This window comes from Enterococcus sp. HMSC078F03, assembly GCF_001811595.1.
GTDB classification, from domain to species: domain Bacteria; phylum Bacillota; class Bacilli; order Lactobacillales; family Enterococcaceae; genus Enterococcus; species Enterococcus faecalis.
The window spans coordinates 1-23209 of record NZ_KV805561.1 but is presented as its reverse complement, the minus strand read 5'-3'; the positions used below and the strand labels follow the sequence as shown (position 1 = coordinate 23209).

General features: G+C 38.6%; 18 protein-coding genes and 1 pseudogene. 5 read left to right on the top strand and 14 right to left on the bottom strand.

The genetic code is table 11. The features are described from left to right. The first annotated feature begins 160 nt into the window (after positions 1 to 160). A complete protein-coding gene (locus tag HMPREF2810_RS08295; protein WP_002355524.1) occupies positions 161 to 1189 on the top strand; it encodes a peptidylprolyl isomerase in 1029 nt (342 codons plus the stop codon). Between the two features lie 39 nt (positions 1190 to 1228). Here the strand turns inward: HMPREF2810_RS08295 and HMPREF2810_RS08290 are convergent, their stop codons facing one another. The 5 genes from HMPREF2810_RS08290 to HMPREF2810_RS08270 form a co-directional block, all read right to left on the bottom strand. Further along, entirely contained in the window at positions 1229 to 2173 is a 945-nt protein-coding gene (locus HMPREF2810_RS08290) for a 3'-5' exoribonuclease YhaM family protein (protein ID WP_002355522.1), read from the bottom strand. Beyond that, on the bottom strand, positions 2170 to 4881 hold the full coding sequence (locus HMPREF2810_RS08285; RefSeq protein WP_070635601.1) for an ATP-binding protein: 2712 nt from the start codon (positions 4879 to 4881) through the stop codon (positions 2170 to 2172). Before HMPREF2810_RS08285 ends, HMPREF2810_RS08290 begins: the two co-directional genes overlap by 4 nt. Further along, entirely contained in the window at positions 4878 to 6113 is a 1236-nt protein-coding gene (locus HMPREF2810_RS08280; protein ID WP_002380088.1) for a DNA repair exonuclease, read from the bottom strand. The genes HMPREF2810_RS08285 and HMPREF2810_RS08280 overlap by 4 nt, the downstream gene beginning before the upstream one ends. A 155-nt stretch (positions 6114 to 6268) precedes the next feature. Further along, a complete protein-coding gene (locus HMPREF2810_RS08275) occupies positions 6269 to 6610 on the bottom strand; it encodes a YlbF/YmcA family competence regulator (RefSeq protein ID WP_002355518.1) in 342 nt (113 codons plus the stop codon). Between the two features lie 62 nt (positions 6611 to 6672). Then, entirely contained in the window at positions 6673 to 8859 is a 2187-nt protein-coding gene (locus HMPREF2810_RS08270) for a PBP1A family penicillin-binding protein (RefSeq protein ID WP_002380087.1), read from the bottom strand. Between the two features lie 342 nt (positions 8860 to 9201). Here HMPREF2810_RS08270 and HMPREF2810_RS08265 point away from each other — a divergent pair, with 342 nt between their 5' ends. Then, positions 9202 to 10065: an RluA family pseudouridine synthase gene (locus HMPREF2810_RS08265; RefSeq protein WP_002380086.1), complete on the top strand. Its 864-nt coding sequence runs from the start codon at positions 9202 to 9204 to the stop codon at positions 10063 to 10065. Between the two features lie 123 nt (positions 10066 to 10188). Here HMPREF2810_RS08265 and HMPREF2810_RS08260 read toward each other — a convergent pair whose 3' ends face one another. The 5 genes from HMPREF2810_RS08260 to HMPREF2810_RS08240 form a co-directional block, all read right to left on the bottom strand. Further along, complete coding sequence (locus HMPREF2810_RS08260) at positions 10189 to 10743, bottom strand: GNAT family N-acetyltransferase (protein ID WP_002380085.1); 555 nt, start codon at positions 10741 to 10743, stop codon at positions 10189 to 10191. A 23-nt stretch (positions 10744 to 10766) separates the two neighbouring features. Further along, complete coding sequence (locus tag HMPREF2810_RS08255) at positions 10767 to 12275, bottom strand: phosphohexomutase domain-containing protein (RefSeq protein ID WP_002384903.1); 1509 nt, start codon at positions 12273 to 12275, stop codon at positions 10767 to 10769. Between the two features lie 33 nt (positions 12276 to 12308). Next, positions 12309 to 12764 (bottom strand): arginine repressor, encoded by a 456-nt coding sequence (gene argR, locus HMPREF2810_RS08250; RefSeq protein ID WP_002355509.1) that lies wholly within the window; start codon positions 12762 to 12764, stop codon positions 12309 to 12311. 141 nt (positions 12765 to 12905) lie between these two features. Beyond that, complete coding sequence (locus HMPREF2810_RS08245) at positions 12906 to 14423, bottom strand: ABC transporter permease/substrate-binding protein (protein WP_002384902.1); 1518 nt, start codon at positions 14421 to 14423, stop codon at positions 12906 to 12908. Further along, on the bottom strand, positions 14424 to 15377 hold the full coding sequence (locus HMPREF2810_RS08240; protein WP_002380081.1) for an ABC transporter ATP-binding protein: 954 nt from the start codon (positions 15375 to 15377) through the stop codon (positions 14424 to 14426). 254 nt (positions 15378 to 15631) lie between these two features. Here HMPREF2810_RS08240 and HMPREF2810_RS08235 point away from each other — a divergent pair, with 254 nt between their 5' ends. Continuing rightward, the gene (locus tag HMPREF2810_RS08235; protein ID WP_224561201.1) at positions 15632 to 16633 is read left to right on the top strand and encodes an acyltransferase family protein; all 1002 of its coding nucleotides are present in this window, start codon (positions 15632 to 15634) and stop codon (positions 16631 to 16633) included. 182 nt (positions 16634 to 16815) lie between these two features. On the opposite strand, the gene HMPREF2810_RS08230 is transcribed toward HMPREF2810_RS08235, so the two are convergent. The 4 genes from HMPREF2810_RS08230 to HMPREF2810_RS08215 form a co-directional block, all read right to left on the bottom strand. Continuing rightward, positions 16816 to 17049 (bottom strand): hypothetical protein, encoded by a 234-nt coding sequence (locus HMPREF2810_RS08230; RefSeq protein ID WP_002380079.1) that lies wholly within the window; start codon positions 17047 to 17049, stop codon positions 16816 to 16818. A gap of 144 nt (positions 17050 to 17193) precedes the next feature. Beyond that, positions 17194 to 18609, bottom strand: a complete 1416-nt coding sequence (pepV, locus tag HMPREF2810_RS08225) for a dipeptidase PepV (protein ID WP_002358655.1) — start codon at positions 18607 to 18609, stop codon at positions 17194 to 17196. A gap of 133 nt (positions 18610 to 18742) precedes the next feature. Next, a complete protein-coding gene (locus tag HMPREF2810_RS08220; RefSeq protein WP_002380077.1) occupies positions 18743 to 19477 on the bottom strand; it encodes a pseudouridine synthase in 735 nt (244 codons plus the stop codon). Between the two features lie 108 nt (positions 19478 to 19585). Then, the gene (locus HMPREF2810_RS08215; RefSeq protein ID WP_002364837.1) at positions 19586 to 21235 is read right to left on the bottom strand and encodes a putative polysaccharide biosynthesis protein; all 1650 of its coding nucleotides are present in this window, start codon (positions 21233 to 21235) and stop codon (positions 19586 to 19588) included. A gap of 203 nt (positions 21236 to 21438) precedes the next feature. Here HMPREF2810_RS08215 and HMPREF2810_RS08210 point away from each other — a divergent pair, with 203 nt between their 5' ends. Beyond that, positions 21439 to 22959 (top strand): UDP-N-acetylmuramoyl-L-alanyl-D-glutamate--L-lysine ligase, encoded by a 1521-nt coding sequence (locus tag HMPREF2810_RS08210; protein WP_002380076.1) that lies wholly within the window; start codon positions 21439 to 21441, stop codon positions 22957 to 22959. Between the two features lie 128 nt (positions 22960 to 23087). Then, positions 23088 to 23177 (top strand): annotated as a pseudogene (locus tag HMPREF2810_RS15385) (cytidine deaminase); the annotation flags it as partial. Between the last annotated feature and the right edge of the window lie 32 nt (positions 23178 to 23209).

The following is a 23209-nucleotide window of genomic DNA, read 5'->3' as shown; positions in this document are numbered from 1 at the left end:
ATTTTATTCTAACTTAATTTGACAAATCATAAAAAATAAAAAGTGTGACGTAAATACGAATTTTGTTTGAAACTATGCCTGAGACTCTTTCTTTTTCAAAATAAGGTATGGTATAGTTATAACAGAAATAAAACTAAAAAAAACAGGAGTGCATAAGAGAATGAAGAAAAAACTAATCTTAGCTGCAGCGGGCGCAATGGCCGTTTTTAGTTTAGCAGCGTGTTCAAGCGGTTCAAAAGATATCGCAACAATGAAAGGTTCAACAATTACTGTTGATGATTTTTATAACCAAATTAAAGAACAAAGCACTAGCCAACAAGCGTTTAGCCAAATGGTTATTTATAAAGTCTTTGAAGAAAAATATGGCGACAAAGTAACTGACAAAGATATTCAAAAAAACTTTGACGAAGCCAAAGAACAAGTAGAAGCACAAGGTGGAAAGTTCTCTGATGCATTAAAACAAGCTGGTTTAACTGAAAAAACATTCAAGAAACAGTTAAAACAAAGAGCAGCCTATGATGCAGGTCTAAAAGCCCACTTAAAAATTACAGATGAAGACTTAAAAACAGCTTGGGCAAGTTTCCATCCAGAAGTAGAAGCACAAATTATCCAAGTTGCTTCAGAAGATGATGCCAAAGCTGTCAAGAAAGAAATCACTGACGGCGGCGATTTCACAAAAATTGCTAAAGAAAAATCAACAGATGCTGCTACGAAAAAAGATGGCGGTAAAATTAAATTTGATTCACAAGCAACAACTGTTCCTGCCGAAGTTAAAGAAGCTGCCTTCAAATTAAAAGATGGCGAAGTGTCAGAACCAATTGCTGCAACAAATATGCAAACCTACCAAACAACCTACTATGTAGTGAAAATGACGAAAAACAAAGCAAAAGGCAATGACATGAAACCTTATGAAAAAGAGATCAAGAAAATTGCTGAAGAAACAAAATTAGCCGATCAAACATTTGTTTCGAAAGTCATTAGTGACGAATTAAAAGCGGCCAATGTGAAAATTAAAGATGATGCCTTCAAGAACGCTTTAGCAGGCTACATGCAAACTGAATCTTCAAGCGCTTCTTCAGAGAAAAAAGAATCAAAATCAAGTGATTCTAAAACAAGCGATACCAAAACAAGCGACTCTGAAAAAGCAACAGATTCTTCAAGCAAAACAACAGAATCTTCTTCTAAATAAGCATAAAAAAGAGAGTGGTCGATTGACCACTCCCTTTTTTTATTTATCTTTTGGAACATAGAAACTGCGGTTATCTAAACCAAAGATTCGTTCCGTATACTCCCCAGGCTGTGTTTGACGAATTGCCCCTAGCATCATTTGAATGGACGCATCCATGGTATCAATTTGATGTAAGATTTCCGCTTCCATAATTCTTGGTCGCACAGGTGAGCCATATTCCAACAATCCATGGTGGGCTAAGACCATGTGCCGAAGAACGACAACGTCTTCTTCTCGATCATCAATTTTCAAAGCCAAACACGCCTTGGTAATTTCCTCATCCACCAAAACTAAATGACCAATTAAGTTCCCTGCCACCGTATATTCTGTCGTAATAGCGCCAGATAACTCTAAAACTTTTCCTAAGTCATGTAAAATAATCCCCGCGTATAATAGTGACGTGTTAATTTCAGGATATTCCTTAGCAATTGCTTTGCCTAGGCGCAACATTGAGACAGTGTGGTAAGCTAAGCCATTCGCAAAAGCATGATGGTTCCGTTTGGCTGCAGGAAATTCATAAAATTCTTGTTGGTATTTCGTCATGAGATAGCGCACAATACGATTCCAATGAGCATTGGTAATCTCAAAAATCACTTGATTGATTTCCTCGACCATCTCTTCTTTTTTCAAAGGCGCTCGTTCCATATATAAACTTGGCTGGCTTGGTTCCTCTGCTGTCGCTAAACGCATGTGTAAAATTTTTACTTGGGGTTTATTTTGATAAACTTCTCGTTTCCCATTCAGTAAAACAACGTTTCCCGCAGTAAACCGTGTAATTTCATCCTCAGAGGCGTCCCAATATTTTCCGTCAATCGTGCCAGATGTGTCTTGAAAGGTAAAGGCAATAAACTTTTTCCCATTTTTAGCTACACGTACATCGGCATTTTTAATTAGAACAAATGATTCAAAAAGTTCTTCTACTGTTAATTCACGTAATTTTTTCACTTGACGCTTCCTCCTTCTAACGCAATTACTCTTTGTTGTAAGTCCTGATAATAGCTTACCATTTCTTGGTCAGAAGAAAAACAAATGACTTGCTGTTTTTGACCAAATTTAGTAAATAATTCAGCTAATTGGGCTTTTCTTTGATGATCATAGTGTAACCAGCCATCATCAATGATAATTGGACAAATCAGTTGCTCGCCTTGGACTGCTAAAAAGGCAAAACGAACAGCCATCATCAATTGATCTTTAGTGCCAGTTGATAATTCATGTAAATAAAACATTTCTTGTTCTTTCGTCACCGCAACTAGTTGACCTTCGGCTACTTGGATTGATTGATAACGCTGATTTGTTAAAAGTGCAAAGTAGCTTGATGCATACTGTAATAAGCTGGGCAATTGTTGTTCCGAAAGCTCTGTTAATAGGTCCATTAGCAGTTGTCCCGCTAGTTGATACCCAGACCAACGTTGAGCTAGTTCTTTGATTTCCGCTTTTAAAATTGCTTGTCGTTGATACAACTCATCTAAGGTACCATCCGTCATTAATTGTTGTTTTTCATAAATCAGCGCTTGATACTGTTCTTGTATTTTATCTAACTGACTTTCTTCCAGTGCTTGTTGCTGCGCCAGTTGTAAAGAACGGTCTTTTAACGTTGCTTCTGTTACCGCTTCTGGAAACAGATTACCTAATTGCGTCGCTAATTCTTGCCCACGACCAACTTGGGCTTGCTGAGTGGTCAGCTGTTGAATCCTTATTGGAACATCAGCGATTGATAGAATCCGATAACGAATTAGTAAAGGCTGAATTCGTGTTAATGCTTCTTGCTGTTTAGTTTTCAACTCTCGTAACTGCTGTTTGAGATAGCCATCTGCTTGATACTCCTGAGCAAAGCGAACCTTCTCCATTTCTTCAGCAAATCCTTCTAAAAAGTGTAACTTTTCTGAAAGGCTCTTTCCTTGTAAGGGTAAATGCGTCATCAATGGAAAGACTTGTTCTTCAAATCCTTGGCGTTTTTGTTGATTTTCCTTCAATTGACTCATGAGTTCTTCATTTGTTTGAACAAGCAATAAATAGCGCGTAATCAATTCCCGCTGATTCATTAAAGTATCAATTTGATTCATTTTTCCTAATTGATGGAGTTGGGCTTGCTCCGCTACTGATTGTTCAAGTTGTTCCACTTGCAGTTGTGCCTCACGTTCTTGATTCAGCGCTTGTTGGAACTGTTCATTTAAATAATCTAGTTGCGAAAGTTTCGTCTTCCATTCTTCTTTCACTTCATCAGAGGAAGCTTCTTTTCTAGTGGCGTAGCTAAGCACTTCTTTCGCGATAAGACTAACTCCCACGAGAACTAGGCCCCATTTTAAAGGGCTTGGCAAAAAGAAACCGAGTAATGCAAGGATACTTCCTAGCAATAACCAAAGTGGTTGACTTGTTTTCTGCGCTTTTTGGGCACGCGTCGCTTCACCAAAAAATGCGGCATGCGCTTTTTCAAAATCCGTTAACTGGTCTTCCAGATTTTCAATTTGAGAAGCCAAGAATGCTTTCTGTTCTTGTCCTTTTTGAAGAGCTTGCGTATACGCAACTTGTTGTTGGCGCCACTTTTGAACGGTTTCGTTGTCATAAAAAAGCTGTGGTGGTCGTTCAGGCGACCATGACCATTCGTTCTCTAAAAGGACCATTTCTTGACGATTTTGCTCAAAGGTTTGGGTCATCCATTCCGATTCCGTCATCAATTGTTGCATATCATAGCGTTGATTCAACAATTGTTGAATCAATGCTTCTTGTTCTAGGTAAAAAGCATAGCCTTCTGGAACATCGAGCGCTTCTGACTGAAGAGATAACTCTTTGGTCAAACGTTGTCGTTCTTTGTCTAGGTACATATATTCTTGAAAGGTTTCTTCTAATTGAACTTGGTCTTCTTTTACTAAAACAACGTTCTCTGTTTCTTCAGGTAGTGACTGCCATTCTTCGTACAAGGGAAAGTGACGTTGCTGTTCCGCAACCTGTAACAAGTCCTGTTGCGTTTCTTTTAATTGCTGTTGCAGTGTCACTCGCTGTTGTTCTGTTTCGCGAATCGTTTCTTCTAATTGTTGAAAAGTTTGTTGCTGCGCTTCTTTCTCTTGAATTTGCTCTTTTAGTTCTTGATAAGCCGCCAACTTCTGATTGAGTAATGGCTGCTGTCCTTTACCTTTAAAGATTTTTTGTGCTTCTTTAAAGTACGTATTTCGGTAAGTCAAAAGTTGTTGACTACCAGAAACACCAATGGCTAACAAGGATGTTTGCAGTTCCTCTTCTGTCAACTTATCACTCGTAATTAATTGTTCTTGTTGGAAAGTAAAAACCTCTTGAAATAACTTTTTCGTTAGCGGATGTAACATTTGCTGTAAGGTTTTTTCATCCCCAATTTGTTGTTGATAATAAATGATTGCTTGCCCTTTATTTTTTTCTTTAAAACGCTCGACTTGAACTTCCCCAAACACAGGATGTGCCAACCACAAACGACCACCATACGAACCACCATTTTTAGGTGCGTAATCGCGTTTTCTTTTGCCCTTTGTGGGAAAACCAAACAGCATTGCTTGAATGAATTGATACAATGTGGACTTGCCAACTTCATTTGCGCCGTACAGCAATTGATTACCAGATTCAAATGTAATTTTCTGTTGTTGCCATTTTCCAAAGCCCACAATCTCTACTGCGAGTAATTTCATAGTGGGTCCTCCTGAATAGTAAAGTCTTCATTAATTTGCTCATGTGCTAGGCGCAAGCTCTCTAATCGCCACTGCTCATCCATTGAAAAAATTCCAGCAAATTCTGGATAACGTAACAATTCCTTGGTGGTATCTTCAAAAATAACTGGATCTAAGTATGTTTTTTCTAATGCCGTTAATAAGTTGGGACTAGCGGCTAAATAGATCGGTTCTTTCGTTGGTTCCTCTGCTTGCAATATTAGGTGATAAACAAAAAAATCACCTTGCGTTTTTTGTAAAAGCTGCTGCTGTAAGTAGCTTAATAGTTCACCATTGACAATGGCTTGCACCACGGTCACATCCAAATGTTGCGTTTCTTTCAGTGTCAACGCCATCAATTGCTGTTGCTGATGCGCATGCCACTTCGTCAGCAAACTGGTTTCAAGATAAGACAAAACGCTTTGGGTGTCACGGCATTGCGCAAGAGATACTTCTTCATTCGTCCAATCTATTTCTGCGACTTTTTCAAATTGAACAGTCGCTTGATTTTGGGAAAGTGTGACCACTGCAACACCTTGTAAAGACTGTTCTTTTTTCGTGTGCCCTTGAGGTGTTCCAGGATAAACAATTAGCGGTTGTTCACTAACAATTTGCGGCTGATGAATGTGGCCCAATGCCCAATAATTATAGCCAGTGGCTTTTAAATCCTTCCATGTAAACGGAGCATAATTTTGTTGCGCTTTCCGACTGGTGTCTCCATGATAAATCCCAATATGAATGTCAGATTCTGCTTGTTTGATAGGAAATTCTAGTGCTTTATTTTCATCAATCCAGGGATGCTCATAACTAAACCCCGAAACAGCCACTTGTTCGCCCGCTTTCGTTTCAAAATACAGCGTCTCAACCATTTCTTTTTCAAATAAAAAAACATTGTCTGGAAAAGAAAACCAATAGCGGTCTTTTTTATAGTAATCATGATTCCCAAATGTTAGAATCACAGGGATTTCTGCTTGTTTCAACTGTTCTAATGCAGCCATCAATTGGGCTTGCATTGAAATAGAGGTCTGACTTTGATGAAACGTATCTCCTGCAAAAATAACCAAGTCCACCGTTTCTCGAATGGCAACTGTTACGATATTCATTAACAATTGTTGATTAGCTTCTCTTAAGCGCTTCGCTAAGGCTGTCGGGATCCCAGTTAACCCTTCAAAAGACCGATCCATGTGTAAATCAGCTGTATGCAATAGTTTCATCGTTTCCCCTCCTTTTCTCCTCCCTTTATCATATCATTTTCTGCCAGCTTGGTCAGTAAAAACATACGAAAATTTGTTCGTTTTTTTATTTTCAGTAAAAGAAAAACTCTGACAAATTGTCTTATAGACAACTTGTCAGAGTTCAATTACGTAAATTAATCGTTATACATATCACGCACAGGAGTCATGATAATTCGGTTTAAATCATTGACAACTAAGCTAAACGCTTGTTCTTTTTGCATTAATTCGTTGATAACTGCTGTTTCTTGCACTTTCGTTGCAATGCTTTGTGCTTTTTCAGCATCTTCATCCGTGAATTCTTCACCGCGCATTTGTTTTTCTTGAAGTCCTTGTTGGAATCCTTGGAATTCTTTAAACAATGTGTAAGCTGCTTCGTCTGCTTTTACTTCTTCATACGCTGCTTGTAATGCTTTAAATTCGTCTAACTCACGTAGTTCACGTTCAATCTGATTGGCTGTATCATAAATGTTACTCAATGGAATCCCTCTTTTCTCAATAGTTTCATCTTTATTGTACCATTTCTCTTAGGTTTTCCCAACTAATTTCCTAATAAGCCTCCGAAAATTCCTTCAATCTTGTCTTTGACTTTTTTCGCGCCGTCTTTAATTTGTCCCCCAACTTCATTCAATGTATCTCCGAAATTGCTAGCGCCATCTTGAACAGAGTTTCCAAAGTCTTTTAAGTTATCCCGCCAATTAGAATTGGCACCACCGGTTAAACTATCGTTGCTATCAACAACTTTCCCACCTGTGGCATAAGCATCCGCGACAGGAAATTGTGCTTGTTTGACTTGTGGCAAGATGCCACTGGCTTGACTGTTGAACACCTGAGAGGCATATGTGGCGCTACTACCTTCCAGATAATGGGTTTTACTGGTTTCTTGGAAGCCTAACCAAGTAGCAATGACAACTTCTGGTGTATAACCAATCACCCACTGATCGTTCGTTTTACTACTATCGAAGTTGGTTTCTGTCGTACCTGTTTTACCAGCCATTACGTAGCCTGCTGGTTGTGCGTTGACCCCGCTCCCAGAACTAAAGACCCCTAGTAACATACTTGTAATCCCGTCTGCAACATCTTTGGTAATGACTTGTTCTTTCTTGACTTTAGTATTATCAACTACAATTGCGCCAGTTGAGTCGACGATTTTTGTAATTAAATGCGTTTCAGTTTTATAGCCTTCATTGGCAAAGGCACTATAAGCTCCCGCCATGGTTAGTGGCGAAACACCCGTTTGTAATCCCCCAAGTGCTAAACCATAATATCGATCTTTTTCTGATAATGGAATGCCAAATTTCTCTGTTTTTTCATAGCCTTTATCTAAACCAATTTGATGTAATAACCACACCGCTGGTAAATTTAAGCTTTCTCCTAAGGCTTGATACATAGGAACTTCTCCACTGTACGTGCGGCTATAGTTTTGCGCTGGATAGTAATCTTGTGGTTTATCTTCTAAAACAGAGTCTGGTTTATAGCCAGCCTCTAAAGCTGGTGTATAGACAGAAATTGGTTTTAAGGACGAGCCTGGTGAACGTTTTGTTTGCGTTGCAAAGTTAAAGCCTCGATAAACGTGTTCCCCTCGACCGCCCACCAGTGCTTGCACGCCGCCGGTTTTCGGATCAATGGCTACAGAGCCACTTTGAACCATGGCACCGTCTTCTGCATTGGGTGGAAATAGTGTATCATTTTTATAAGTTGCATCCATCGCATCTTGATATTTTTGATTTAAAGAAGTGTAAATCTTGTAGCCTTTATTTAAAATATCTTCTTCTTTAAATTTATAACGATTGACCGCTTCATCAATTACCGCATCAAAATAATATGGATATTTGTAACTATTTTCGTCGCCAACATAGGTGTCATTTAATAGACTCGCTAAGTTAACACTCGCTTCTTGATTGGCTTCTTCTTGAGACAGTTTTTTATTGTCGACCATTAGTTGTAAAACGGTATTCCGTCGCGCTGTGGCATTGTCAATGTAATCAATTGGGTTATAAATTCCTGGCCCTTTTAACATACCTGCTAGCGTTGCGGCTTCCCCCACTGTCACTTGGGATGCATCCACGCCAAAGTATTTACGAGCTGCATCTTGCACGCCCCAGACACCATTACCAAAATAAGAATTATTTAAATACATTGCTAAGATATCTTTTTTCGAATATTTCTTTTCGATTTCAATCGCTAAGAATAATTCTCTGGCTTTCCTATCTAACGTTTGCTCTTGCGTTAAGTAAGCATTTTTGGCTAATTGCTGCGTAATTGTACTTCCGCCACCACCGCCACCGATTTTCCCGAAGGTCAATTTTCCAACAACCGCACGGGCAATCCCTTTGATGGAATACCCTTTATGTTGATAAAACCCGCGATCTTCAGTTGAAATAACCGCGTCTTGAATATAAGGAGAAATATTGTCCAGTTCCACAAAAGTTCCTTTTTGCCCGAATAACTTTCCGACTTCCTCTCCTGATTCATCATAAACACGTGTTGATTCACTTAGCCCCGATTTTAGGGTCTCAACGTTTGCGGACTTGGCTAAGTAAAATAAATAAATACTGGCACCTAAAGCGACTACCAAACCAATTAACAAGAAAATTTTATTGATTTGATACTTTTTCCAAATCCGCTTTCTGGCTTGATGGAATTGTATTAAATAAGGCTTTATCCACGTCCAAAAATGACGTAATCCGACACCGACTTTACTAAAAAATTGTTTAAGATTGTCCATAGTACTCCCTCTGTTTACGTTTCTTGGCTAAGTCTACCATATTCTTGTGGGTACGACCTAGGTCTAAAGCATGAAAAATTCTTGAAAAACAATTTCAATGGTCTTTTCGCTGTAGCAAAGGAAATGTGGCCTTCACTAGAGGTAAATAATTGCTTACGTTTAGAAACGAGTCTTTATTTAGCCTCTATTCTATCATGCTTTTCTTCGTTTTTTATGTAAATTTGTTTAAGAATCTCTCAAGGAACTGCCTTTCTAACAAATTTCAGCTTTTTTTCCGTTCTGACTTGACCTTTTGAGTAGCTTTGTTACACTAAATAGCGAATCAGTGAAAGGTGGGATTTGGTGGAATATTCAATGAGATTACCTGAAAATTTTTCAACAATGACTGTAAAAGAACTATTAGAAAATGAGTGGCTAGTCCCTCGAAAAGTGCGCCATTTTTTACGCACGCGAAAAAATGTCAAAATCAACGGAGAAACAGCTGCTTTTCATTTTCCAGTCCAAGCTGGCGATTGTGTCACCTTAACGTTTGAAGAAACCGATTATGTGTTTCCCACTATTCATTTGGGGGAAGCAACGCGTGTGAAGGTTTTATATGAAGACGAACATTTAATGATTGTAAATAAACCTTATGGCATTAAAACCCATCCAAATCAGCCACAGGAAACAGACACCTTGTTAAATCATGTTGCTGCCTATTTAGCTGAGAAAAATCAGGTCCCTTATGTCGTTCATCGATTAGATAAAGAAACCAGTGGTGCGATTGTCTTTGCTAAAAATCCTTTTGTCTTACCTATTTTAGGGCGTTTATTAGAAACAAAACAAATTTACCGTCAATATCAAGCGATTGTAGCTGGTCACTTTAACCAAAAAGAACAGACAATCAATCAGCCGATTGGTCGTGATCGGCATGATCGCCGGAAACGACGGATTGATCCTCAAAAAGGGGATTCAGCGATTACGCATGTCCAAGTGGTCAAAGCTCTTTCTAATAATCAAACCGCAGTTACCTGTGTTTTAGAAACAGGTCGGACGCACCAAATTCGGGTCCATTTAGCTAGCGAAGGGCATCCAATTATTGGTGATCCGTTATACAACCCAAAATCGCAGGCAGCTCGTTTAATGCTCCATGCTTCACAACTTCATTTACTCCATCCGTTTACAAAAAAACAAATCGTTGTGACTGCAGCGCCTGGCCTATGGTAAAAAAACAGAAGAAATCGGACGGTAACCGCCGATTTCTTCTGTTTTTTTATTTTACCGCACATTCACTGCTGAGAACGGCATATCTGCGTTTGCTCAGTGTCTTGGTGTTAAACAGTTCCTGAGCTAACTCTCAGCCTTAATCATTTGTAGCCACTCTTTTTGTAAAATTCCGTAATTGTAGATATCCAGCCATTGGCCATCTTGAAATAACGCTTCTCTATCAATTCCTTCTTTTTTGAAGCCTACTTTTTCATAAACATGAATCGCGTTTTGATTGTTACTATTGACAGCTAATCTGATTTTGTGCAAGCCCAATTCATAAAAAGCAAATTTACAAATTAAAGACACCGCCTCAAAGCCATATCCTTGACCACGTTGCTCTTTTTGTAAAATAGCAATCCCTAAATTGGCCCCTCTATTTTTCAACTGTACATCAGACAACGAAACCCAACCAATAAATTCCTCTGTCGTATTTTCTAAAATAGCAAATAGAAATCGATCATCTTCTCCTTTATTAATTGTGAAATCTTTCCATTCTTCAAGCCCCCACGGATGTAAAGCATCCCAGCTCAAATGCCGAAGCAATTCATTATCCCATTGCTGCTTTGCAATATGTTCGATATATTCTTCTCTAAAATGAGAAAAGCCAACGTGTTTTCCTTTTAAAACATTTTCCATAAGAACACCTTTAATTTCCTAGATTATTTTTCTATTTGTTGACTATCTATTTCCTCGTATTTTTGTAAAAAAGTGGCAATTTTTTCGATGACACACGCATTTTTATCGCTTTGGTCATTCTCTACCTGAAGAACAAGCAACGGTTCATGCAGACTTAAGCGTAGCAAAAACCAACCACTGCCATATTGACCAGACACGTTTCCCCGAACACCTTCTTGGTTTTCACGGTCCACAGCAAAGTCTGCTTGATTTTCTACAAACAATTCAAAGTCTCGCAAGACTTGTTGCCCATAACAAGTAACATCCTCCGCAGTAATTTTGAAGCGAAATTCGTTGGTTTCTGCCGGTTGCTTCAATGTAGCAATCAGATCTCCTAACGTTTGATTGTTTTGTTTCAATTCTGGTAACAACATTAAAATTTTCGCCACGATATATGCACCATCATCCAGATTGTAGTTTTCTTGAAATGCTGCATGACCACTGGTTTCAATGGCTAACGGTGTCTGAAAGCCCCCATGATTCAATTCAATCATTTTATTAATGACATTTCGGTAACCAGAAATATAACGAATCTGTTGGCCGCCTTTTTCTTCAATAAATGTTTTTAAATGACTTGATGTTGGCGAATTTGTCACAATATAACTACCAGGCGCTTCTTTTAAAACGATTGCCGCTAAAACAGCAATTAAATTATTTCGGTTTAGTACCTCACCTGATTGGTCCACCACGGCCGAACGATCTACATCTGTATCAAAAATAATGCCTAAATCTGCTTGATTAGCTAAAACAGCCGTTTGAATACTTTTCATTGCTTCAGAATTATCTGGATTAGGTACATGATTAGGAAAATGCCCATCTGGTTCTAAAAACTGTGATCCCGTCGTATCAGCGCCCAAAACTTGAAGAACCTGCTCCGCAAAGAAGCCCCCAGCCCCATTACCCGCATCAACGATAATTCGAAAGCCCTGTAAAGGTTTCTCTTCTGGCGAATGAATTCCTTGGCGGATTTTTTCCACCAAATGCTCCGCATAAATTGGCAGTAACTCTTGCTTCATCAGTGTGCCATTTTCATTGGCTGTCAGCGGATCAGTATGAGATAAAATATACCGAATATCTTCTTTCTCTGCTCCACCTTCTGCTGTGAAGAACTTCAAGCCATTAAAGTAGTAAGGCAAATGGCTAGCTGTAATCATAATCGCTGCATCACATTGAAACGTTGGAAATTGAGTAGCCATAAACATAGCAGGCGTCGTAGCTAAACCAACGTCAATCACCTGAATACCTAATGAAAGAAACGTATCTACTAATGCTTGCTTAATCGGCTCCGCCGTTAGACGACTATCATGTCCGATTGCAATTGTCAGGCGCTGTTGTGCCTTTCGTGGCAGCTGTTTTTTGTCCTGTAACCAACGAACCACGCCCACCGCAATCTCGGCTACTGCTGTTGCGGTTAATGTTGCAGTTTGCTCTTCCGTATCCAAAGCAATTCCCCGAATATCCGAACCATTTTGTAGCGCTTTCAATTCTACCAAGAAAAAAACTCCCTTCTATTGATGCTTTCAATTTTAAAAAATCATATTTTCGATGCGTTCGATAAAGTGTTCCGCATCCTCTTCTGAACGTGTAATCACAATAATCGTATCCGCACCAGCCACTGTACCAGCCACTTCTGGATAAGCTACTTCATCTAAAAAGTTACTCACCACATCGGCATTTCCCATCTCTGTATGCAAGATGACAATAAATTGTACTCGCTCCATTCGAACAACTGAATCTTTTACTGATTCTCGTAATTTCTCTTCACTGCTTGTGCCTTGTGCTTGAGAAAAAATTGCATATTTGACACGACCATCTGCACCATGTGTTTTAACAATACTCATTTCACGGATATCTCTTGAAACAGTCGCTTGAGTGGCTCGGACGCCAAGTTCTTCCAAACGAGTGATTAATTCATCTTGTGTTTCAATTTCTTGTTGCATAATTAGTTGTTTAATCAAACGTTGGCGTTCTGCTTTTTTCATATAGACCACTCCTCTCCATTCATTTCTTTTATTATATCCAAAAATGAGTAAAAATACAGGTACTTTTCACATTAAACTCTTTATTTATCTGAAAAAGACTGGATAAATGTTTATATACCAGTCTTTTTCAGTAAAAAATACTTATTTAAGAAGATTCTTTTCTTTTAAATAGTCTTTCGCCACTATGCTAGGATCTTGCCCCTCCACATTGACTTGATAATTCATTTCACTCATTTCTTCTTCGCTAATTTTTCCTGCCAATTTATTCAATATTTCTGCTAATTCTGGATATTTTTCCAACGTTGCTGTTTTAATAAGTGGTGCTCCTTGATAAGGCGGAAATAGCGCTTGATCATCTTCTAACGTTACTAAATCGTATTGTTTCAATTCACTATCCGTTGAATAGGCATCAATCACATTTACCTCACCATTATTAATCGCTTGATAGCGTAATGCCGGTTCCATCGATTGGACATTCAGATTTAAATGATATTTTTCTTGTAATCCCTTATAACCATCTTGCCGATCAATAAATTCTAACGTAAAACCTGCTTTCAACTGATTGCTAATTTTCTGTAAATCACTAATCGTTTTTAATTGATGCGCTTTTGCAAATGAGCGCTTAACTGCGACGGCATACGTATTTTCATAGCGCATCGGTTTCAACAAAGTAAGGTTTTCTTGGTTTTTCAAGCCAGCGCGTGCCGCTTCATAGACTACTTGAGGTTGATTGTCTAGCTGAGGAGGATTTTTTAAAAAGGTTTCGATCACTGTGCCTGTAAATTCCGGATAAAGATCGATTTCATCTGATTTCAAGGCATTATATAAAAAAGTAGTCTTGCCAAAGTTTGGCTTTAACGTCACCTGAATGTCGCTATTTTCTTCAATTAAGGCTTTATACATATTAATAATAATATCTGGTTCCGCTCCTAATTTGCCAGCAATTGTCAGCTGTTTTTCCTTTGAAGAAGTTTGTTGATTCCAGAAAAATGAACCACCTAACAAAAGGCCTAAAATAGTACCGCCAATGATTAGTCGCCGTCCATTCGCTTTTTCCAACCAATGAATTCCATAATTAAATAAGACTGCTAGTGCAGCTGATGAAAGAGCTCCAATAAAAATCAACGATAAATTATTTCGATCAATTCCTAATAAAATGAAGGTCCCTAAACCACCTGCTCCAATTAACGCCGCCAACGTGGCCGTACCAATAATTAAAACGGTAGCCGTTCGAATCCCAGAAATAATAAATGGTAACGCCATTTGTAACTCAAACTTAAACAGTTTTTCTTTTTTACTCATCCCAAATGCTTCTGCGGCTTCTTCTAACGAAGGATCAATTTCCGTCAAACCAGTATAGGTGTTTTGTAAAATTGGGAATAAGGCATAAATCACTAGCGCAACAATTGCCGGTGGTCGACCAATACCAATTAACGGAATCAGTAAGCCTAGCAAGGCTAAAGAAGGGATGGTTTGGAAAATCCCAGTCACTTGTAACAGACTTTCCGCTAACTTACGATGACTCGTTAAATAAATGGCTAAAGGAATTGCAATCAACGCAGCGAATAATAACGAGATAAAGGACAATTGCATATGCTCGATTAACGCTTGCAGATATTCTTCTTTTCGAGCGAAAAAAGTTTCAATCAGTGCTTGCATCTACTGTCCCTCGCTTTCCAACAGCTGTTCCATAAAACGAGTAATCGTTTTTGAGGTGATACACCCTAAAACTTGTTGTTTTTCTACTAAATTTGCTTTCTCTTGCGCATTAATGAGTTGGACAATCTCTTTTAAATTGGTTTCCATGAAAACAGTCGGCACTGGCTCAATCGTCTCATCCGTAGCTTCTAAAAATGCAGTCAAGTCAGCGCCACAATAGTTCGCTAGTTCTGGCGAAGATTGTTTAAAAAATTGACCGACAAAATTATTTTTCGGATGTTTTTGAATGGCTTCTGGCGTATCGACTTGAATAATTTTACCAGCGTCCATAATACAGATGCGCTCTCCTAATAATAAAGCTTCATTCATATCATGGGTCACAAAAACAATGGTACTCGCTAATTCCTGATGAAGTTCTTTCACCAAACGTTGAAGATGATGTCTTGAAATCGGATCTAGCGCGCTAAAAGGTTCATCCATTAAAATCACTTCTGGTTCGGCTGCAATGGCGCGTAAAATCCCGATACGTTGTTGTTCGCCTCCTGAAAGCGCTGCTGGCTTACGATGCAGATATTCCTCAGGATCCAGCTGAACTTTTTTCAATAGTTCAATGGTTCGCTCTCTGCGTTGCTCTTTGGGCCATTTTTTCATTTCAGGAATCAACTCAATATTTTCCGCCACGGTTAAGTTAGGAAATAAGGCAATTTGCTGAAGAACATAGCCAATTTTTAGTCGTAATTCACGTAAAGGATAATTGGTTACCGCTTGTTCATTGAGAGCCACTTCACCTGTCGTTGGCTCAATGAGCCGATTAATCATTTTCAAAGTCGTCGTTTTTCCACTACCACTCGGCCCTACTAATACAAAAAATTCGCCTTGTTGGATTGTTAAATTCACATCGGACAAAACGGCATTTTCTTGATATACTTTTGAAACATTTTGAAATTTTATCATTTATTTTCACCGCATCTTTCACTTCTTAATAAACAAAATCTTTGGAGGATCGTCACTCTTTCAGTATAATTTAAGACTAACATCCTGCCTAATTTTTTGTTTTAAGCGCAAGTATGTGGGGGCTCATTTAACGGCTGCCGGTTCGTATCTACAATTATCTACTCAATGAATGGAAAAAATGTCCTCTTCTGCCTTAAACAAAAGTGAACTGTTTTCTACTAAAAGGAGTGATCGTTATGGAAAACGACAAGTGAATTTATAAATGGGACAACGTGAAACTTTTTTTAATTTTCTTAGTGATTTTTGGGCATATTTTAGATCGTGAAGCTTCTCCTTCACGACTCATGGAAACGATCAACTTTTGGATCTATTCATTCCATATGTCGGCCTTTATTTTTGTCTCTGGACTCTTTAGTAAACATGCCATTAAACAACGAAAATATCTACGCTTACTTTCCTTTGTTTGGCTTTATCTCTTAGCGAAGTTGTTGATTACACTTGCTAATTTCGCCTTTGCAAATAAAATGAATTTTGATTTACTGAACGAAACAGGCGTTCCTTGGTACTTACTTTCCTTAGCAAGTTTCTACTTAATTACCATCTTTCTTCAGCGCGTTCAGCCGAAAATCATGTTGCCCATCATCATTGTTATCGGCTGCGCCTCAGGCTATTTGCCTGTGGAAGGTTTCTTGTCTTTAGGACGGACTCTGGGCTTCTTCCCTTTCTTCTATTGTGGCTACTTAATGGATATTCAAAAGCTACAAACCTTTTTAGATCATCGCAAAGTCAAATGGGCAGCGGTAGGCGTAATTTTAAGCTCCTTTTTATTTGTAAATAGTCAATGGTCATTGGCAACGAAATTTTGGGGCTTCTTAACTGGTTGGGCTTCCTACGCTGAAATTAGTCCGGCCTTTGAATACAGTAGTTTCATTCAGCTGTTCTTTTACGTTGCTGCAGCATTGGTGTCTCTTTCTTGGTTTGCATTATTGCCGAAACGAAAGTTACCTTTAAGCGCCCTCGGAAAAGATACCCTCTACCCTTATCTCTTGCATATGCCCTTAATTATTCTGTTGGAAAGTGGTTTGCAATTAGACACACTCTTTAAAGAATGGTTTACTTTCCGAATCCTGGCACTCTTCTTCTTAGCCCTCTTCATTTTAGCTATTACGAATATGCCTGTGGTGAAACGGGGAGCGGATTATCTTTTTAATCCAATTGCGTATGTGTTGCCAAAACAATGGTTAAAAGTTAAATAAAAAAAGAAGAGCGTGGGACAAAAATCACTTTGGATTTTTGCTCCACGCTCAAAAACTGTTAAACGGCGAGAGTTGCAATGTTTCACTGTGAAGCATGAACAGATGAAATCATCGTACCTACTTGGTTCTTGGAGCTAAACACTTTTGTCTCAGCCTCCACTTTTATCTCAGATTTTTTTCAACTATTGAAACAATCCTTTAATTTTATCAAACAAATCATCGGTCGTTGTATCAGCTAACATCGCTGTAATTTTATGATAGTGTTCGCCTAATTCATCTTTATGTTCTTCAATGAATTGTTGCGCATGTTCCACGTTACCTTCTCCAATTAAATCTTTTGCTTTTTGAACTAATTCTTCTACGTTCATTTTCACACGTCCTTTGATTAAATAGTTAACAATAAGTGTTTCACTCATTGCGTTTTCTCCTATTTATCGTATCGTGGGATCCGTTGATTTGCAAGAAATTTTCAGTAAATTGACGGTTCTGATTTTGGGTTTTTAAAAGGCAAAAATTGCAAAAAAAAGCTGTTTTCGAAAATCGAAAACAGCTTTTTTACTTTACTTCGCTAAACGATAAATCGCATCTGCATAAATAGCAGCTGCTCGGAATAAGTCATCTAATTCCATAAATTCGTTGGCTTGGTGCATTGTGTCTGTGTAGCCAGGGAACATTGCGCCATAGGCAACACCACGTTTTAATAAGCGGCCATAAGTACCGCCACCAATGATTTGTTCTTGGCCTTTTTCGCCTGTATGGTCTTCGTAAACTTGTAGTAACGTTGCCACCAATGGATCATCAACTGGTACATAATGCGGTTCTTGGTTGCGATCTCCTTGTGTTGCAGTGACCGTTTCACCGACTGTTGCTTGAACTTTTGCTTGTAATTCTTCTGCTGAAGTTCCTTTTGGATAGCGGAAGTTTAATGTTACTAAGCTATTTTCAGGATTTTCTGGATCAAAGTTAACAATCCCAGCGTTCATTGTCAATTTACCCATTTTTTCGTCTTCAAAAGCCACACCTAATTTTTCGCCATAAAAATCTTCATGGATAAATTCAGCAATGGTATTAATAAAGCTGTATGCGCCTTCTGCAAAGCTGTAATCATTTAAGAAAGTTGCCAAGAAAGTCGCTGCGTTAATTCCAGATTGTGGGCTAGCACCGTGAGCACCTTTACCAACTACATGGAAAGTCACTGTTTTATCTGAAAGTTCTGCGTTACCTGAAATTTTTGCTTCTTGTTTGATGAATGTTTCAAAGCTAGCAGCTAGTGAAGCCGCTTCGTCTGCTGAAGCAGCCGTTACAACAGCATCTGCTGTTCCCGGAACCATGTTTTCACGTAAACCAGATTTGAAGCTTTCTAATTTATAATCAGCACCGTTACCGCCTCGGAAAGTTAAACGAATCGTCACATTTCCTTTTTCCCCATTGATAATTGGGAACTCAGCATCTGGTGAGAAACCAAAGTCTGGCGCTTCTTCATGTTGGAAATAGTAATCCATATCGCCCCAGCCGCTTTCTTCGTCACTTCCTACTACGAAACGGATTTTTTTAGACACGGGTAAGCCTAATTCTTTGATAATTTTCATTGCGTAATAAGCAGCCATACTTGGGCCTTTATCATCGCTTGCACCACGTGCATAAATTTTGCCATCTTTAATGACTGGTTCATAAGGATCTGTTTCCCAACCATCACCCGCAGGAACAACGTCCATATGACCAAAAATCCCTAACGTTTCGTCGCCTTCACCATATTCAATGTGTCCAGCGTAATTGTCGACATTTTTCACCGTAAAGCCATCACGTTCACCATACGCTAACATGTGTTTTAAGCCAGCAACTGGCCCAGGTCCAAAGGGCGCTTCAGGTGTTGCTTGTGCATCATCACGTTCACTGTTGATCCGTAATAAGTTTTGTAAATCTTCTAATAAGTCGTCTTTACGTGCTTCGACTTCTTTTGTCCAATCAATTGTCATTTGTTGTCACTCCTATTCATAAAGTTCTACATAGTCAATCATACCATTTTATGCAGAAAAAGAAAGAAACCCGACACTATTTTTCGAGAAATTTTTTATCTTTTCCGCAGAAAGGGCTGGGTTTTTGTTTATTTTAATTGAGGTATGATTGTTTAGGTTGTAGTTGTTGCAATTCGGCTTCTGTTAAGGGCCGATATTCCCCTAGTTCTAACGTTTCATCCAACCATAGTTCGCCCATTCGTAATCGTTTTAAATACGTCACAGGTTTGCCTACAGTGGCTAACATCCGTTTGACTTGATGGAATTTTCCCTCTTGAATCACTAAACGGACTACGGAAGTCCCTTCTTCCTCATTGATCGTCTCAATGACTAAACGACTTGGTTTAACCATTTCTCCATCTTTCAAGGCAAATCCTTGCGCAAACAGTTGACAATCTTCCACTGTCACAAGTCCCTCAACTTCAGCTAAATATTCTTTATCCACATGCTTTTTGGGTGATAATAATTGATGCGCTAACTGGCCATCATTTGTTAATAGAAGCAAGCCTTCGGTATCTTTATCCAAGCGACCAACTGGGAACAAGTCGGCACGGTAATCCTGATCAGTTAACAAGTCAATTACCGTTTCATCTCGCTGATCTTCCGTCGCAGAAATGACACCTTGTGGTTTATGCAACATGTAATAAAAGAATTTCTGATACGTAAGAATTTCTCCCATCAAGGCAATTTGATCTGTTTCTTCGTTTACTTGTGTTTTGGCTTCTTTTACGACGTCACCATTCACCGTAACGACTTTTTTCTTTAACAATTGTTTGATTTCTTTACGACTACCGATACCAACATCGGCTAAAAATTTATCTAAACGCATCGTCATTCCTCTTTCCTTTAAAAAAATAGCTTGGGACATAAATCGAATCGATCGATGTCTCAAGCCTTGTCTCTTAAGAGAATCTGCTGAAAGGAGTTCAATCAGCTATTATTTAATATTGAATTTTGCACGTAATTTTGCGGCATTTTTCCCTAATAAACGATCAGCTAAGCGAATCTTCAAGACCGAATAGCCATAAAAAGCGCCTCCTGCAGCAGCCACAATTACAACGATAATGAAAGCTTGGAAACGTCTAGTTGGATCTAAAAATAGATACAAGAACTGACGGAAAATCAAAGCGATAATCATCATGATGACTGTAATACAGAACATTAACAATGTTCGCCGTAAGGTTAATTTGTAATTAAAACGTGTCACTTGACGAATTCTTCTTAGAATCAATACGCAAGAAACCGTAAAGCCAATCATCGTTGCTAATAACGGACCGTAAACTTCAAATAAACGGATTGCGGGGAATTGCACGATTAATTTCACAGCTAAACCAATTCCTAAATAACGCATTGCGTCACGATTTTCATACATCCCCATCAACATATTTGACACTAACATATACAAGCCCAAGAATAAACTAGCGTAACAAGCTTGCACTAATAAAGAAGTGCCTAAAGCATCTGGCATGTAAAAAACAGTGTATAGTGGTTGCGCTAAAACAATCATACCGAACGTTGCTGGCAACATTACAAACACAAAAAGTTGTAAATTATTACTAATCAAACGCGCTAACTCACGATGATTTTTTAAGGTGACCGCTTCTGTAATTAACGGTAATCCAGTAGCCGAAATCGAAGTCGCTAAAGCCACGACAATCATGGTTAATTTGTCCGGATTGGCATTAAAAATACCGAAAAGCTCTCGTAATTGGGTATCTGAATAATCCGTAAACAAACGCATAAAGTTTGAGAAAGTAAACTGATCGACAAGTTTAAAGACAGTTACCCCTGAGCCAACTACGATAAAAGGAATCGCCTCTTTAAAAGTTTCAATCAATAACTCTTTTGGAGCAATTTCATGTTCATTGGCGCTGTGTTCTTCTAAATAATCAAATAATGGTTTTTGTTTGTACATGTAATAACCTAAAACCGCAAAACTTGCGAGCATCCCAATAAATGCCGCAAAAGTGGCTTGGGTCACCGCTGTAACGTAATTACCTTCAAAGACTTTCATGATAATAAAAGCAGTTAATAACATGTAAAAAACTCGTGCTACTTGTTCAACAATTTGTGATAAAGCAAAGGGCATCATTTCTTGATTTCCTTGGAAATAACCGCGAATGACACTCATGCTTGGGAAAACTAAAACGGCTAAACTTAATGAACGCATCGTTGGAACTAATTCAGGTCCTCCGCCAGACAAAGCTGCTAATGCCGGAGATGCCAAATACATCACAATAGCAAAAACCACACCTAAGCCACCCATTAGTTGTAAGGCACGATAAAAAAGCTGTCGACTAATTTTATATTCGTTCAATGAATTATAATGCGAGGTCTGCTTGGCAATCGCACCTGGAATTCCGGCGGTAGAGATCATTAGGAATAAGGCATAAATCGTATACCCCATTGAAAACAAACTGTTCGCTTCGTTTCCGTGCTCGCCCATCCAAGCGTACCAGGGGATGATGTAAATCGCCCCTAACATGCGGGAGATAATATTACTAGCTGTCATCCAAGCTGAGCCTTTGACCATTTTTTCTTGGTTCGTCAGGATTGGTTGATCAACTGAATTTGGTTGATTGATCATTTTGTCCTCCAATATTCTTTGAGTATGCTTTCTTTATTTTAATTGTTCATCTTGGGATATGCAACGACTTTCTCGAAGAATTATCCTATTTTAACATTTCTCATGGATTTTCTCACGCTAACGAGATGGTTTTTTTAAAAGAAAAATAATGCTATAATGACATCAGTTTTGAAATTTCGTTGAAACGTTTGGAGGCAAAAAAAGTGACGATTTCATTATTCGCAATTCGCGATTGCTTAGAAAAAGAAGATTTATTAAAAGAATTTATTTCACCAGAAGGCTGGCACTTGACTCTTTCCGACACGTTAGGTCAACGAGAAGTAACGGCTCTTTCTTACGATTCGAGAGACGTAACAGCAGAAACACTCTTTTTTTGTAAAGGATTAAACTTTAAAGAAATCTATTTAGAAAATGCTGTAAAAGACGGTCTAGAAATCTATGTTTCTGAGGTGCCTTATGAGGTTCCAGCACAACTAGGAATTATCGTGACTGACATTAAAAAAGCAATGGCTGTGTTAAGCATGGCTTTTTATGATTATCCACAAAATAAATTAAAACTGATTGGCTTTACTGGAACCAAAGGTAAAACAACAGCGGCTTATTTCACCAAATATATTTTAGATGTTGCTACACAACAAAAAACAGCCTTGCTTTCTACCATGAATTCGACATTAGATGGCAAAACATTCTTTAAATCTGCATTGACTACACCCGAATCTTTGGACTTGTATCGAATGATGGCAACCGCTGTTGCTAACGGGATGACTCATTTTATTATGGAAGTTTCTTCCCAAGCCTACAAAACTAATCGTGTCTACAAGTTATTTTTTGATGTCGGCATTTTTTTAAACATTACCCCCGACCATATCAGTCCAATTGAACATCCAACCTTTGACGATTACTTTTATTGCAAACGTCAATTGATTACACATTCTAAAGTCATTGTGTTGAATCACGAAGCTGATTATTTTCCATTACTTAAAGAAACCGCACAACAGCAAAAAGTCCCTGCCATTGTCTATGGCAGTCAGCCAGCTCCAGAAGTTGACTATTCATTCGCTGTTTCTTCAGAGGATTCCTTACGTTTTATCGTTGAAAGTCCTGCAGATGCGTTAGGATTGGCCGGCTCTTATCACCTTCGTTTAGGTGGTGATTTTAACAAAGGTAATGCGTTAAGTGCGGCGATTGCTAGTGTCCTTGTGGGAGCTTCAAAAGAAGAGTGTCAACAAGGGATCGCAGCAACCACCGTCCCTGGCCGGATGGAATCTTTAACGAATACCAACGGTGCAACCGTCTATGTTGATTACGCTCATAACTATGACAGTTTGAAGAATCTTTTAACCTTTGTCCGTGAAGAACATCCTGACGGCCGCTTAATTGTTCTTGTTGGTAGCACGGGAGACAAAGCGATTTCTCGCCGCAAAGACTTTGGTACGGTTCTTTCTGAATTGGCTGATGTTGCAGTCCTAACAACCGATGACCCAGCCAGTGAAGATCCAGCAAAAATTTGCCAAGAAATTCAAGCCCATATTACCAAAGAAATGCCTGTTTACACCGTTTTAGATCGTGGCGAAGCAATTGCTCACGCATTATCTTTAAGCACAACGGCTGATGATGCGATTGTCTTAGCTGGTAAAGGCGCCGACCTTTATCAAAAAGTAAACGGCGTAGATGAACCTTACGCAGGAGACTTTGCCCTTGCGAAAATGATTATTGACAAATAATTTTTTAGAAGCATAAGGATTATCACTTACTATCTCAGTATGATCCATTCTTATGCTTCTATTTTTTATTCTTTGTGTGTGAACATTTGCTATAATAATTCTAACTAAAAATAAAGGAGAATTTATTCATGGATATTTGGAAAAAAATGTATGAATACGCAAAGAAAGAATACCATCCTCAAGAAGTAACACCATTTATTTACACACACCATGTCGTGAGAGTGTAAAATATTTTGTGTAAATGAAAAAA